The following is a 14,793-nucleotide window of genomic DNA, read 5'->3' on the forward strand; positions in this document are numbered from 1 at the left end:
GGATAGCAGCATGGATAACATCGCCAACCTGATGCACGGCTTCTCGGTCGCGCTCACCACGCACCATGTCCTGCTGATGATGGCGGGTGTCTTGCTCGGCGTGCTCGTCGGCGTGCTGCCGGGGCTCGGTGCGCCCAACGGCGTCTCGCTCCTGCTGCCGCTGACCTTCTCGATGGACCCGGTCTCGGCGATCATCCTGCTGACCTCGCTCTACTGGGGCGCGCTCTTCGGCGGCTCGACCACCTCGATCCTGTTCAACATCCCCGGCGAGCCATCCTCGGTCGCGACGACCTTCGACGGCCACCCGATGGCCAAGCAGGGCAAGGCGACGGAAGCGCTCTCCTTCGCCTTCCTTTCGGCCGGGTTCGGCGCGCTGGCCGGCGTCATCCTGATCACGCTGCTCTCCGGCTGGGTCGCGAAATTCGCGTTGCGCTTCTCCTCGCCCGAGTATTTCGCCGTCTACTTCATGACCTTCGCGAGCTTCATCGGGCTCGGCGGCGCCTCGCCCTTCAAGACTGTCGTCTCGATGGCGATCGGCTTCGCGCTGGCGACGATCGGCATGGACTCCGTCTCTGGCAATGTCCGCCTCACCTTCGAATTCGACGTGCTGCTCGCCGGCGTCAGCTTCCTGATCGCCGTCATCGGCCTCTTCGGCATCGGTGAATTGCTGCTGACCATGGAGGAGGGGCTGAAATTCGAGGGCGTCGCCGCCAAGGTCCGTGTCGGGGACGTGCTGCGCACGGCCATGAAGCTGCCGCGCTACTGGTTCGCCCTGCTGCGCTCTTCGCTGATCGGCATCTGGATGGGCATCACGCCGGGCGGGCCGACGGCGGCTTCCTTCATGAGCTACGCCATGGCCAAGCGTTCCTCGCGTCACCCCGCCAAGTTCGGCAAGGGCGAGCCAGAGGGCGTGATCGCGCCGGAGACCGCCGACCATGCCGCCGGCTCGGCCGCCATGCTGCCGATGCTGGCGCTCGGCATTCCCGGTTCCGCGACCGCAGCAGTGATGATGGGTGGCCTGATGATCTGGGGCCTCAATCCCGGCCCGACGCTGTTCACCGACCGGCCGGATTTCGTCTGGGGCCTGATCGCCTCGATGTATCTCGGCAATCTCGTCGCGGTCGTGGTCGTGCTGGCGACGGTGCCGCTCTTTGCCTCGATCCTGCGCATCCCCTTCTCGATCATCGGGCCGATCATCGTGGTGATCTGCTTCATCGGGGCCTTCACCGCCGCGAGCAAGGAATTCGACATCTGGCTGGCGCTGATCTTCGGATTGGTCGGCTATGTCTTCAAGAAACTCGACTATCCCATCGCGCCGCTCGTGCTCGCCATGGTCATCGGCGATAAGGCGGAGGACGCCTTCCGCCAGTCGATGATCTTCAGCCAGGGCTCGCTCTCGATCTTCTGGTCGAACCCGCTGGTCTCGACGCTGATGACGATCGGCCTCGCGCTGCTGGTCATGCCGGTCATCGGCTCGGTCGCGCGCCGCTTGCGCGGCACCAAGGCCGCCAGCACTGTCTGAACTCTTTCCGTCGCCACACGAGATGACGCCATGACCGAACCCTACAAGGGCATCCTGCCGATCGCGCCGACCATCTTCCATGAGAACGGCGATCTCGATATCGAGGGCAACAAGCGCGTCATGGACCTGATGGTCGACCAGGGCGTCGACGGCATCTGCATCCTCGCCAATTTCTCGGAGCAGTTCCTGCTGACCGACGAGGAGCGCGATCAGGTGATGCGGCTCTCGCTGGAGCAGGTCGCCGGCCGCGTGCCGGTGATCGTCACCACCTCGCATTTCTCGACCCGTATCGCCGCCGCCCGCGCCAAGGCCGCAGCCGACGCCGGCGCCAAGATGCTGATGATGATGCCGCCCTATCACGGCGCGCTGCTCAAGGCCGACGAGCAGGGCATGATCGAGCATTTCAAGGCGGTGGCCGATGCCTGCGGCATCCCGATCATCCTGCAGGACGCGCCGCTCTCCGGCGTGACCATGACCGTGCCGTTCATGATCCGGCTGGCAAAGGAGGTTCCGCTCGTCCGCTATTTCAAGATCGAGGTGCCCGGAACGGCGGGCAAGCTGCGCGCGCTGATCGAGGCCGGCGGCGGCGCCGTGGTCGGCCCCTTCGACGGTGAGGAGGCGATCACGCTGATGGCCGATCTCGATGCCGGCGCGACCGGCACGATGACCTCGGCGATGATCCCGGATCTGATCAAGCCGATTCTCGCGGCCCATGCGGCGGGAGACCGCAAGCAGGCGGCGGCGCTTTATGCCCGCGTCCTGCCGATCATCAATTACGAGAACCGGCAATGCGGCCTGCGCTCGGCCAAGGCGGTGATGAAGGAGGGCGGCGTGATCCGGTCGGAGGCCGTGCGCCATCCCCTGACGCCGCTGCATCCGAAGACCCGCGAAGGCCTGATCGAACTCGCACGCGAGCTCGATCCGCTGGCGCTGCGCTGGGGCAAATAGGCGAATAGTCGTCAGTCAGGGTGGGGGTTGCGTTTTTCGCACCCCACACCGCCTTTACAAAGCGGGCCGGATCGCGGGAACCTCTCCCTTGCCTGCCGTCCGGCGGGAGCCACGGACGTCAGAAGGTGAACGCATGCCCAGTCTCAAGCCGGAAACCCGCGAGAAGCTGCGCACGGTCTCCGTCGCCACGCTCTGCACGTCCCTGTTCAAGCGCGGCCTGCGCAACCAGTTCATCCAGGATGTCCGCCCGCTCAATCCCGGCGCCGGCACCATGGTCGGTGAGGCCTTCACGCTCCGCTACATCCCGGCGCGCGAGGACCTGAACCAGCTTTCCGTCTTCCAGGATCGCGCCCATCCGCAGCGCAAGGCGGTCGAGGACTGCCCGCCCGGCGCCGTGATGGTGATCGACAGCCGCAAGGACCCGCGCGCGGCCTCGGCCGGCGGCATCCTCGTCTCGCGCCTGATGAAGCGCGGCGTCGCCGGCGTCGTCACCGATGGCGGCTTCCGGGATTCCTACGAGATCGCGGGACTGCCGTTCCCGACCTATCACAACCGCCCGTCTTCCCCGACCAACCTGACCCTGCATCAGGCGATCGACATCAACGTGCCGATCGGCTGCGGCGATGTCGCGGTCTTCCCGGGCGATGTCGTGGTCGGCGATGCCGAGGGCGTCATCGTCATCCCCGCCCATCTCGCCGACGAGGTCGCGGCCGAGGCCGTCGAGATGACCGCCTTCGAGGATTTCGTCACCGAGGAGGTCCTGAAGGGCCGCTCGATCCTCGGCCTCTACCCGGCGACCGAGGAGCAGACCAAGGTCGATTTCGCGGCCTGGCGCAAGGCCAACGGCCGCTGAGCGGGCCAACCCCTCGGTTTGAGGCAGGTCAATTGGGGGCCGTCGGCGCCAGCTGTGCCCGGCCCAGCACCATCATCCGGTCGACCTGGAAGCCCGAGCGCTGGAGCGCGTCATGGTCCTGCGGCCAGGCGGCCGAACGCTCCAGCGAGATCGCGATCCGGGGCAGGTCGAGCTCGACCGCGAGCTGGTTGGCGAAGCGCAGCAGCGCGTTGACCAGATGCGTGCCCGGCAGCCGGAGCATCGCGAGCTCCGAGATTTCCAGGGCGGCGCCGCCGGCGATCGTTTGCGCGACGCGGAAGGTGAAGACGGCATGCGGCATGGCGCGCGCGTCGCGCAGCGCGAAGACGCCGCGTGGCCTGGCGCCGTCCTGCGAATTGTCGCGCACGAACTCGGCCCAGCCCTCCGGCGTCACCTCCGGATGCAGCATGGCGACGAGGCTGAAGACCGTGTCGGCGCCGGCCGGCGCGATGCGCGCGACCTCGAAGATATCATCGCCCGTCACGTGCGGCTTCTCCCGAATTCAGGGGCGCACGGTGGTTGCGTGGGGCCTGTCGTCGCATTGATCTGGATCAATTTCGTCGACTGCCGTTGCGAGCGTGCTTTGTGACCTTGCCGGCCTCGGTTATGGTCTTTCCGATAAGTGGGAAGATGCGATCGTGAACTGTCATCCTTCGGCCTGTAGCGCTGCGCACCGTGGTGAAGGCAATTGCCGCAGCTGCATGGTGCGTCTGGTCAGCGTCTGCGCGTCGCTCTCCGACGACGAGCTGGCGCTGCTGGAATCGCTGGCGCATCCCACGCATTTCGCCTCGGGCGAGACGCTGTTCACGCAGGGGCGCGAGGCGCATTCCGTCTACAACGTCACGGCCGGCGTCGTGCGCCTCTACAAGCTTCTCTCCGATGGCCGCCGTCAGGTCGTGGGTTTTGCCTTGCCGGGCGATTTCCTCGGTCTCGCGATGCGCGACGCCTATGGTTTCTCGGCCGATGCGATCGGCGAGGTCTCGGCCTGCGCCTTCTCGCGCGGCGCCTATACCGCGCTGGTCGATGCCAAGCCGCATCTGCTGAAGCGCCTGCACGAATTCGCCACGCATGAGCTGACGCTCGCCCATGAGCAGATGATGCTGCTCGGCCGGCGTACCGCCGAGGAGAAGCTGATCTGCTTCCTGCTCGGCATGCAGCAGCGCTGGGCGCGGCTGGGCAAGCCCTCGGTCACCGTGCCCCTGCCGATGACGCGGCAGGACATCGCCGATTTCCTCGGCCTGACCATCGAGACCGTCAGCCGCACCTTCACCCGCCTCGCCAAGGACAAGACGATCCTGATCGTCCCCGGCGGCGTGCGCGTGATGAACCCCGAGCGCATGAGCGCCGTCGCGGCCTGAGCCTGCGCCGCGGCGCCGCACCCTGCGCGCCGCCGCCCTTGACCTGAATCAACGCCCCGCCGTCCCCCGCTCGCTAAGTCTCCCGCAATGGGCGCGCTCATGCGCCGGCGACGAAGCGGGGTCAGAAGGTGACGGCAACGGCAAGCCCTGTCAGGCAGGTAACTGTCGGCGAATTGATCGGGATGCTGATCGCGGCGGCCTGCGTGCTGCCCCTGATCATCATCGCGGCGCTGACCGAGAACTCCGGCTATGCCTTCCACGCCATGCTCGGCGTCCTGGCCTCCGTCGTCGGCATCGTCCTGATCGCAAATCGCTGCTTCGACGGCAGCGTTCCGGTCGAGCCGCAGGAGATCGACGGCAAGCCCAACTACAACATGGAGCCGGTCAAGTTCGCGACCGTGGCCGCCATGGTCTGGGGCATCGCCGGCTTCGCCGTCGGCCTCGTCATCGCGCTCCAGCTCGCTTTCCCGGTCCTCAATTTCGACCTGCCCTGGATCAATTTCGGCCGCCTGCGGCCGCTGCACACCTCGGCGGTGATCTTCGCCTTCGGTGGCAACGTGCTGATCGGCACGTCCTTCTACGTCGTGCAGCGCACCTGCCGCGCGCGGCTGGCCGGCACGCTGTCGCCCTGGTTCGTCGTGCTCGGCTACAACTTCTTCATCGTCATCGCCGGCACGGGTTACCTGCTGGGCATCACCCAGGGCAAGGAATACGCCGAGCCGGAATGGTATGCCGATCTCTGGCTGACCATCGTCTGGGTCGTCTACCTCCTGGTCTTCCTCGGCACGGTGATGAAGCGCCGCGAGCCGCATATCTATGTGGCGAACTGGTTCTATCTCGGCTTCATCCTGACCATCGCGGTCCTGCATATCGGCAACAACGTCGCCGTGCCGGTCTCGCTTTTGTCGCCGCGCTCCTACGGCCTCTGGTCGGGCGTGCAGGATGCGATGTTCCAGTGGTGGTACGGCCATAACGCGGTCGGCTTCTTCCTCACCGCCGGCTTCCTCGCGATCATGTACTACTTCGTGCCCAAGCGCGCGGAGCGGCCGATCTATAGCTACCGGCTCTCGATCATCCACTTCTGGGCCCTGATCTTCATCTATATCTGGGCCGGCCCCCACCATCTCCACTACACCGCGCTGCCCGACTGGGCGCAGACGCTGGGCATGACCTTCTCGATCATGCTGTGGATGCCCTCCTGGGGCGGCATGATCAATGGCATCATGACCCTGTCAGGCGCCTGGGACCGGCTGCGCACCGACCCCGTTCTGCGGATGATGGTGGTCTCGCTCGCCTTCTACGGCATGGCCACGTTCGAGGGGCCGCTGATGTCGATCAAGGCGGTCAACGGCCTGTCGCATTACACCGACTGGACCATCGGCCATGTCCATGCCGGCGCGCTCGGCTGGGTCGCCTATATCTCCTTCGGCGCGATCTACTGCCTCGTGCCCTGGCTCTGGAACCGCAAGGGGCTCTACTCGCTCAAGCTGGTGAGCTGGCACTTCTGGATCTCGACGCTCGGCATCGTCTTCTACATCTGCGCGATGTGGGTCTCCGGCATCCTGCAAGGCCTGATGTGGCGCGCCTACACCGCGCTCGGCTTCCTCGAATATTCCTTCATCGAGACCGTCGCGGCGATGCATCCCTTCTACGTGATCCGCGCAATGGGCGGCGCGCTCTTCCTGATCGGGGCGCTGATCATGGCCTTCAACCTCTGGATGACCGTGCGCTCGGAGAGCGCGGCCGAGATGCCGCGCACCGACGAGGCGCCGGCGCCGCTGGCCATGGCCGTCTGAGGAGCTTCCGGAATGACGAGCATCGAACACAAGCCCGCGCGCAAGTCGCTCTGGGCCAAGCACAAGATCTTCGAGACCAACTCGATCGTCCTGGTCCTCGGCACGCTGCTGGTGATCTCGATCGGCGGTCTCGTCGAGATCGCGCCGCTCTTCTATCTGAAGAACACGATCGAGACGGTGCAGGGCATGCGTCCCTACACTCCGCTCGAGCTTGCCGGGCGCGCGATCTATGTCCGCGAGGGCTGCTACAACTGCCACAGCCAGATGATCCGGCCGCTGCGCGACGAGGTCGAGCGCTACGGGCATTACTCGCTCGCGGCCGAGAGCATGTACGACAAGCCCTTCCAGTGGGGCTCCAAGCGCACCGGGCCGGACCTCGCCCGCGTCGGCGGCAAGTATTCCGACGAGTGGCAGCGGGCGCATCTGGCCGAGCCGCGCGCGGTCGTCCCGCAATCGATCATGCCGGGCTATCCCTTCCTGGCGAAGACCGAGCTGAACACCAGCGACATCGCGAACGAGTTGCGGGCCAACCGCGCCGGCGGCGTGCCCTATAGCGACGAGATGATCGCCCAGGCGCAGAACGATCTGAAGGCGCAGGCGACGCCGGACCATCCCGGCCAGTCCGATCTGGAGAAGCGCTACCCCAAGGCGCAGTCGCGCGATTTCGACGGCGACCCGCAGCGCATCACCGAGGCCGACGCCCTGATCGCCTATCTGCAGGCGCTCGGCACGCTCGTCGACTTCAAGCTCTACGACGACAAGGCCAACATCCGCTGAGCGAGGCTGCCATGCAAACGACCTATCACTGGCTTGCCGGCTTCGCCCAGTCCGTCGGCCTTCTCTACTTCGTCGCCGTCTTCCTCGGCGTCTGCGTCTACGCCTTCTGGCCGAAGAACCGCGCCCGCTTCGAGCAAGCCGCGCTCAATCCGCTGCGCGAGGACTGATCATGGACCAGAAGAACCACGACGCCCCGCATATCGATCCGCATACCGGCATCGCCACCACCGGCCATGAATGGGACGGCATCCGCGAGCTGAACACGCCGCTGCCGCGCTGGTGGCTCGGCATCTTCTACGCCACCATCGTCTGGTCGATCGGCTACTGGGTCGTCTACCCCGCCTGGCCGTTGTTGACGGACACGACCAAGGGCGTCATCGGCTATGCCAGCCGCGCCGATATCAGCGCCGACATGGCGCAGCTCAAGGCGCAGCGCGCGGTCCAGGCTGCCGGGATGGCGGAGGCCACGCCGGCTCAGATCAAGGCCGATCCGACCCTGTTCCAGATCGCGATGGCACAGGGCAAGGCCGCCTTCGGCGACAATTGCGCCGCCTGCCATGGCGTCGGCGGCGCCGGTGCCAAGGGCTATCCGAACCTCAACGACGACGACTGGCTCTGGGGCGGCTCGCTCGACGCGATCATGCAGACGCTGCGCTACGGCATCCGCGTCGCCGGCAATGACGAGACGCGGGTCAGCCAGATGCCGGCCTTCGGCCGCGACGGCATGCTCAAGCGCGACGAGATCAAGACTGTCGCCAACCATGTCCGCGAGCTGGCCGGCCTTTCGACCGAGCCCAAGGCCGATCTCGCGCTCGGCCGCAAGCTCTTCGCCGATAATTGCGCCGCCTGCCATGGCGAGGCCGGCAAGGGCAATGCCGAGATGGGCGCGCCGAACCTCACCGACGCGATCAGCCTCTACGGCATGGACATGGCCTCGCTTACCGAGACCATCGCCAATAGCCGCAACGGCGTGATGCCGGCCTGGGGCGGGCGCCTCGACGAGGCCACGCTCAAGGCATTGACCGTCTACGTCCACTCGCTGGGGGGAGGGCAGTAGCGTGAGCACGGCCGGGGCCGATCCCGACGACATGCCGCTCTTCGCGGCGTCGGCGAAGGTCTATCCGCAGAGCGTGTCCGGCCCGTTCCGGCGCGCGAAATGGTTCATCCTCTTCCTGTGCCTTGGCATCTACTACCTGCTGCCGTTCCTGCGCTGGGATCGCGGCCCGCATCTGCCGAACCAGGCGGTTCTGGCCGATATCGCCAACGGGCGCTTCTACTTCTTCTTCATCGAGATCTGGCCGCAGGAGGTCTACTACTTCACCGGCCTGCTGATCATCGCCTCCTTCGTCCTCTTCCTGATGAACGCGGTCGCCGGCCGGGTCTGGTGCGGCTATCTCTGCCCGCAGACGGTCTGGACCGATCTCTTCCTCGCCGTCGAGCGCTTCTTCGAGGGCGATCGGCGCGAGCGCATGCGGCTGGACGCAGCGCCCTGGAGCGCGGACAAGCTCTGGCGCAAGAGCGCCAAGCACGCGGTCTGGATCGTCATCGCCTGGTGGACCGGCGGTGCCTGGGTCCTGTACTTCGCCGACGCACCGACGCTGGTGCGGGAGCTCGCGAGCTTCAGCGCGCCGCTTTCGGCCTATGTCTGGATCGCGATCCTGACCTTCACGACCTACACGCTCGCCGGCATCATGCGCGAGCAGGTCTGCAAGTTCATGTGCCCCTGGCCGCGTATCCAGGCGGCGCTGACAGACGACGAGGCACTCAACGTCACCTATCGCTACGATCGCGGCGAGCCCCGCGTCTCGGTCAAGCAGGGCCTGAAGCTGAAGGCTCAAGGCGTGCCGGCCGGCGATTGCATCGATTGCCATCAATGCGTCGCGGTCTGCCCGGTCGGCATCGACATCCGCGACGGCGCCCAGCTCGACTGCATCCAGTGCGGGCTCTGCATCGACGCCTGCGACACCGTCATGGCCAAGGTCGATCGCCCGAAGCGACTGATCGCCTATGACACCGAGACCAATGTCAAGCGGCGGATGGCCGGCCTCGAGGCGATCTACCGTCCGTTCCGGGTCCGCACGGCGATCTATACGGCGCTGATCGTCGTGGTTGGCGGCGCGATGCTCTGGCAGCTCGCGACGCGCCGCACCGCCGATATCTCGGTGCTGCACGAACGCGCCCCGCTCTTCGTCACGCTGCGCGACGGCTCGATCCGCAACGCCTATGTGGTCCGCCTGCTCAACAAGCGTCCGGAGACCCGCCCCTTCGCGCTGACCGTCGATGGCTTGCCCGGCATCCGCATCGAGGCCGTCGGCGTGGCGCCCACCGCCGATGTCAGGCCAGTCGTGACCGTCGATCCCGATTCCTCGCGCGAGGTCCGCGTGCTCGTCACCGTGCCGGCCGGCGTGCCGCTGGAGGCGTCGCAACCCATCACCATCACCGCCTCGGATCTCTTCGCCGGGGAGACCGTGCGCGCGGCCGACCACTTCATGGCGCCCGGAGCCAAACCATGAGCTGCTGCGGAGTTTTCCTGATGTCCTGCGACACCCCTGCCGCCCCACGCCCGCGCCGCCGTTTCGAATTGACCGGCGGAATGGTCGCGGCGATGCTGGTGCTGTTCTTCGGCGTCATCGTCTCGGTCAACGCGACGATCCTGACAGTCGCGCTGCGCACCATGCCGGGCGTCGAGACGCGCAGCGCCTACGAGACCAGCCAGCATTTCAACGAGGAGATCGCCCGCCAGCACGCGCGCGACGCTCGCGGCTGGAAGGCGGCGGTCACGCTCGCCCGGCAAGGCGAAGGCGCCGCGCTCGGCGTGTCTCTGACGGATCGTCTCGGCCAGCCGCTCTCCGGTTTCTCGGCCACGGCGCGGCTGCGCCACCCCGCGACCTCCGCGCGCGATCACGCCGTCACGCTGAACGAGCGCCAGCCCGGCCGCTATGAGGCGAATGTCGAGCGTGTCGAGGCTGGCTCCTGGATTCTCGAACTGCAGGCCCGGCGCGGCGAGGAGGTCGTCTTCGTCTCACGCAGCCGCATCACCCTGCCGGAGAAGTGACATGGCGGCGCAGGACCTTTCCGTCTTCGTGCGCCATCGCGACGGCGGTATCGCCAGCATGGAACTGGCGGTCGACGGCATCCGCTGCGCCGGCTGCATGCAGGCGATCGAGAGCGGGCTCGGCCGCGAGCCCGCCATCCTCGGCGCCCGCGTCAATCTCGCGCTGAAGCGCGTCTCGGTCGAATGGCGCGAGGCGCTGCTTCGGCCTGAGGCCGTCGTCGACAAGCTCGGTGCGCTCGGCTTCAAGGCCTATCCCTTCGTCGCCGAGCGGCAGGAGGACGGCGCCGTCGCGGAGGAACGCAGCCTGATGCGCCGCCTCGGCGTTGCCGGCTTCGCCTCGATGAACATCATGCTGCTCTCGGTTGCCGTCTGGGCCGGCAATAGCGGCGATATCGACCCGACGACGCGCGATTTCTTCCATTGGCTCTCGGCGCTGATCGCGCTGCCGACGGCGGCCTATGCCGGCCGGCCCTTCTTCGAGAGCGCGCTGCGGGCGCTCAGGGCCGGCGCCGTCAATATGGACGTGCCGATCACCATCGGCGTCGTGCTGGCGCTCGTCATGTCGGTCGCCGAGACCTGGACCCATGGCCGCCACGCCTATTTCGACGGCGTGGTGATGCTGCTCTTCTTCCTGCTGATAGGGCGCTATCTCGACCAATTGATGCGCCGCCGCACCCGCGATCTCGCCGGCAACCTCGCTGCCCTCAAGGCCGAGACCGGGACGAGGCTTGCCGACGACGGCAGCTGGACGATCACGCCGATCGCCGCGATCCAGCCCGGTGACCGCGTCCTCGTCCGTCCGGGCGAGCGCGTCTCGGTCGACGGCATCATCGAGACCGGCCGCTCCGAGCTGGACCAGAGCCTCGTCACCGGTGAGACCGCGCCGGCCGCGATCGGGCAGGGCGAGCGCGTCCATGCCGGCACGCTGAACCTGACGGGCGCCCTGACCATCCGTGTCGAGGCCGCAGGCCAGGGCACGCTGCTCGACGAGATCGACCGCTTGATGAATCAGGCCGTCGGCAGCCGCTCGCGCTATGTTCATTTGTCGGACCGGGCGGCGCGGCTCTATGCGCCGGTGGTCCATGCGCTGGCGGCCGCGACCTTCCTTGGCTGGCTCGCCTGGGGGCTCGCCTGGCCGGAGGCGCTGCTGATCGCCGCTACCGTGCTGATCATCACCTGCCCCTGCGCGCTCGGCCTCGCGATTCCCGCCGTGCAGGTCGTGGCGGCCTCCGCCCTGTTCAAGCGCAAGATCATGCTCAAGGAAGGCGATGCGCTGGAGCGTCTCGCCGAGGCCGATATCGCCGTCTTCGACAAGACGGGCACGCTGACCCTGCCCGAGCCCGACATCCTCAATCCCGAGGCGCTGCCGGCCGAACGGCGGGCCGAGATCGGCGCGCTCGCCGCAGCCAGCACCCATCCGCTGGCGCAAGCCTTGGCCCGCGCGCTCGGCGCCACCGCTCCCCGAACGGACGTTCGCGAGGAGCGTGGGCACGGCCTGTCGGCTGGCGAAGGCGGCGACGAGCAGCGCCTCGGTAGCCTCGCCTTCTGCGATGCCGAAGCGGAGGCGGCTTCGGTGAAGGCGCAACATCCGGGCGCCTCGCTGATCGCCTATCGCCATGGCGCCTATCGTACCGTCCTGGCGCTCGGGCAGAGCCTGCGCCTGGACGCGCGCGCGACGATCGACGCCTTGCGCGCGGCGGGGCTGGAGATCGCGATCCTCTCGGGCGACCGGGCGGAGGCCGTCGCGCCGATCGCGGCTGCGCTCGGCATCGCGCATGTCCAGGCTGGCCTGCTGCCCGCCGACAAGCTGAACCTGCTCGACAGCATGGCGGCCAATGGCCGCAAGGTGTTGATGGTCGGCGATGGCCTCAACGACGCGCCGGCTCTGGCGGGCGCGCATGTCTCGCTCTCCCCGGTCAGCGCGACCCATCTCGCGCAGGCGGCGGCCGATATCGTCTTCCTCGGCGACAGCCTCGCGCCCGTCTCGGCCGCGCTCGGCATCTCCAGAAAGGCGCGCGGGCTGATGTTGCAGAACCTGTGGTTCGCGGTGCTCTACAATGCGGTCGCGGTGCCGATCGCGATCGCCGGGCTCGCGACCCCGCTGGTCGCTGCCGTCGCCATGTCGGGCTCGTCGCTGGTGGTGACCCTCAACGCCCTGCGCGCACGCAGTGCGAGGTCTTCGGAGGCAGAGGCATGAACATCATCGTCATCCTGTTTCCTCTCGCGCTGGGCTTAGGCCTGCTGGGCCTGGGTGCCTTCTTCTGGTGCATGCGGTCAGGCCAGTTCGCCGATCTGGAAGGCGCCGCCTGGCGTGTGCTTCAGGACGATGATGCCGCCGCGCCGCCTGCGGAAAAGCAGGCGCGCTGATCGCCTCGGCCGGGCCAGACGCGCCAGCTTCGGACACTGCAAGGGAGGCCGCCGGAACGGTCTCTTAACCCTGCCGGGCTAGGACTGGGTCTCAGGTTAACGAAGCGTAGTGTTCGCCTAAGCCCATGCAAAAACTGGATCGTCTCCGCCGCGCGAACGCCGTCGTTTCCGAGGATCATCGCCTCGCTCAACCACAGCAGACCGCACCGTCCGCAACCCCGGAAAGCTCTGTCGCAGAGCCGCTTCGCAACGAGCCGGCATCGTCCAGCCTCTGGCCGACCTATGTCCGCCCTTCGCGCGCCGCTGACGCCCAGCGCAAGCTGGAGCAGGCCGAGCGGGAACTCTCCGCCTCGCCGGTCCTCGGGCAGCGATTCGACATCAGCCTGTCCCCGAACGCTCCTGTTCCGGGGGAAAGTCGCGTCCGCTTCTGGCGCACCCCGGATCACCTGATCCGGCAGGTCTGGGGAGCGCCCGGCACCGAGCCGGTGCCTGAGCCCATCATCGACGAACCGGTCGATGTCGAATTGACTTTCGACGCGGGCGAGAACGCCTTCGTTGACGAGATGCAGTCCGCGGAGCTGGTGTTCGAGGCTCCCGCGGCGGTCGACGCCTTCACGGAGCAGGATGTCGCGACGCCGCTCGATTTCATTTCGGATCACGCCTTCTGGGAATGCGTGCCCGAGGCCGAGCGTGACGATGCCGATTTCGCGTTCGAAGCCGCCTCTCCGTCGATGATGGCGGAAGCGATGGTCTATGCCCCGGTCATGGCTTTCGAAGAGCCGCAGGTCGCCACGCGCGAGGCCGCGCCGCTGGCGATTGCCGCTCCGGTCGTCGTACCCGCCTGGTCCGGCTTCGGCTGGGGTCAGAGCTATCAGGTGAGTTTCCAGATCGCGACGCCGTCCTGGCAGATGCCGGCCGTCGAAGCGCCTGCGATCGAGGAGGAAGCCCCGCTTCCGGCTGAACCCGTCGCCGCGGCAAAGCCTGGCGTGCCGCTGGCGCGCAGCACCCGGCCTTCGGTCGAGCCCAGGATCGCTCAGCCCAAGATCGATCCGCCGAAGCTCGCTGAGCCCGAGCCCGTCAAGCCAGAACCCGTGCGTTCCGAGCCGGTGGCGGCCGAATCCGCCAAGGTCACGCCGTTCCGGGCCAAGCTTCGCCTCGTCGAACTGCCGGTCGTGCAGGATGCCGGCTTCCAGCTCCCGCCGATCGAGTTCCTGGCCGAGCCGCCGCAGGAGCAGGCCGAGACCATGCCGGTCGAGATGCTCCAGCAGAACGCCGGCCTGCTCGAAGGCGTGCTGGAGGACTTCAACATCCGCGGCGAGATCGTTCAGGCTTGCCCGGGCCCGGTCGTCACCTTGTACGAGCTGGAACCTGCCCCCGGTATCAAGAGCTCCCGCGTGATTTCGTTGGCGGATGACATCGCGCGTTCGATGAGCGCGGTGTCGGCGCGCGTGGCGGTGGTTCAGGGCAAGAACGCGATCGGCATCGAACTGCCCAACGCCCGCCGCGAGACCGTCTTCCTGCGCGAACTCCTCGCCAGCCAGGATTTCGAGGCGACCAAGCACAAGCTCGCGCTCTGCCTCGGCAAGACCATCGGCGGCGAGCCGGTGATCGCGGACCTGGCGCGCATGCCGCATCTGCTCGTCGCCGGCACCACCGGCTCGGGCAAGTCCGTCGCCATCAACACCATGATCCTGTCGATCCTCTACCGGCTGAAGCCGGAAGAGTGCCGCCTGATCATGGTCGATCCCAAGATGCTCGAACTCTCCGTCTATGACGGTATCCCGCATCTGCTCACGCCCGTCGTCACCGATCCCAAGAAGGCGGTCGTCGCCCTCAAATGGGCGGTGCGCGAGATGGAGGAGCGCTACAAGAAGATGTCGAAGCTCTCGGTGCGCAACATCGACGGCTTCAATGCCCGGGTCGGCGAGGCCAAGGCCGCCGGCGAGGTCATCACGCGGACCGTCCAGACCGGCTTCGACAAGCATTCCGGCGAGGCGATCTACGAGGAGGAGGTCATGGACCTCGAGCCTCTGCCCTATATCGTCGTCATCGTCGACGAGATGGCCGACCTGATGATGGTCGCCGGCAAGGAGATCGAG

General features: G+C 67.1%; 14 protein-coding genes. 13 read left to right on the plus strand and 1 reads right to left on the minus strand.

Annotated elements, in window-relative coordinates; translation table 11 throughout:
• Positions 1-10 precede the first annotated feature (10 nt).
• The 3 genes from WFK61_RS16615 (at position 11) to WFK61_RS16625 (ending at position 3,323) form a co-directional block, all read left to right on the plus strand.
• The gene (locus WFK61_RS16615; protein WP_336813195.1) at positions 11-1,522 is read left to right on the plus strand and encodes a tripartite tricarboxylate transporter permease; all 1,512 of its coding nucleotides are present in this window, start codon (positions 11-13) and stop codon (positions 1,520-1,522) included.
• Between the two features lie 30 nt (positions 1,523-1,552).
• Complete coding sequence (locus WFK61_RS16620; RefSeq protein WP_336813196.1) at positions 1,553-2,470, plus strand: dihydrodipicolinate synthase family protein; 918 nt, start codon at positions 1,553-1,555, stop codon at positions 2,468-2,470.
• Between the two features lie 133 nt (positions 2,471-2,603).
• Positions 2,604-3,323, plus strand: coding sequence for a ribonuclease activity regulator RraA (locus tag WFK61_RS16625; protein ID WP_257734644.1), 720 nt, complete (start codon positions 2,604-2,606; stop codon positions 3,321-3,323).
• Between the two features lie 28 nt (positions 3,324-3,351).
• Here WFK61_RS16625 and WFK61_RS16630 read toward each other — a convergent pair whose 3' ends face one another.
• On the minus strand, positions 3,352-3,825 hold the full coding sequence (locus tag WFK61_RS16630; protein WP_336813197.1) for a hypothetical protein: 474 nt from the start codon (positions 3,823-3,825) through the stop codon (positions 3,352-3,354).
• A 217-nt stretch (positions 3,826-4,042) separates the two neighbouring features.
• On the opposite strand from WFK61_RS16630, the gene WFK61_RS16635 reads away from it, so the two are divergent.
• From WFK61_RS16635 to WFK61_RS16680, 10 genes are all read left to right on the plus strand, one after another.
• Complete coding sequence (locus tag WFK61_RS16635; protein ID WP_336813198.1) at positions 4,043-4,699, plus strand: helix-turn-helix domain-containing protein; 657 nt, start codon at positions 4,043-4,045, stop codon at positions 4,697-4,699.
• Positions 4,700-4,881: 182 nt separating this feature from the next.
• Positions 4,882-6,495, plus strand: a complete 1,614-nt coding sequence (gene ccoN / locus WFK61_RS16640; RefSeq protein WP_336813209.1) for a cytochrome-c oxidase, cbb3-type subunit I — start codon at positions 4,882-4,884, stop codon at positions 6,493-6,495.
• A 12-nt stretch (positions 6,496-6,507) separates the two neighbouring features.
• Positions 6,508-7,272 carry a cytochrome-c oxidase, cbb3-type subunit II gene (gene ccoO / locus WFK61_RS16645; RefSeq protein ID WP_336813199.1) on the plus strand — a complete coding sequence of 255 codons (765 nt, stop codon included), beginning with the start codon at positions 6,508-6,510 and terminating at the stop codon, positions 7,270-7,272.
• 11 nt (positions 7,273-7,283) lie between these two features.
• Entirely contained in the window at positions 7,284-7,439 is a 156-nt protein-coding gene (locus WFK61_RS16650) for a cbb3-type cytochrome oxidase subunit 3 (protein ID WP_055728507.1), read from the plus strand.
• A 2-nt stretch (positions 7,440-7,441) separates the two neighbouring features.
• Entirely contained in the window at positions 7,442-8,329 is an 888-nt protein-coding gene (gene ccoP, locus WFK61_RS16655) for a cytochrome-c oxidase, cbb3-type subunit III (protein WP_336813200.1), read from the plus strand.
• A 31-nt stretch (positions 8,330-8,360) separates the two neighbouring features.
• Entirely contained in the window at positions 8,361-9,785 is a 1,425-nt protein-coding gene (gene ccoG / locus WFK61_RS16660) for a cytochrome c oxidase accessory protein CcoG (protein ID WP_336813210.1), read from the plus strand.
• Between the two features lie 20 nt (positions 9,786-9,805).
• Positions 9,806-10,327, plus strand: coding sequence for a FixH family protein (locus WFK61_RS16665; RefSeq protein ID WP_336813201.1), 522 nt, complete (start codon positions 9,806-9,808; stop codon positions 10,325-10,327).
• A 1-nt stretch (position 10,328) separates the two neighbouring features.
• The gene (locus WFK61_RS16670; RefSeq protein ID WP_336813202.1) at positions 10,329-12,524 is read left to right on the plus strand and encodes a heavy metal translocating P-type ATPase; all 2,196 of its coding nucleotides are present in this window, start codon (positions 10,329-10,331) and stop codon (positions 12,522-12,524) included.
• Complete coding sequence (gene ccoS, locus WFK61_RS16675) at positions 12,521-12,694, plus strand: cbb3-type cytochrome oxidase assembly protein CcoS (protein WP_336813203.1); 174 nt, start codon at positions 12,521-12,523, stop codon at positions 12,692-12,694. Before WFK61_RS16670 ends, ccoS begins: the two co-directional genes overlap by 4 nt.
• Positions 12,695-12,819: 125 nt before the next feature.
• A partial coding sequence (locus WFK61_RS16680) for a DNA translocase FtsK (RefSeq protein WP_336813204.1) occupies positions 12,820-14,793 on the plus strand: 1,974 nt, incomplete at its 3' end.

Source organism: Allobosea sp. MMO-172, assembly GCF_037147855.1.
In the GTDB taxonomy this organism is placed as follows: domain Bacteria; phylum Pseudomonadota; class Alphaproteobacteria; order Rhizobiales; family Beijerinckiaceae; genus Allobosea.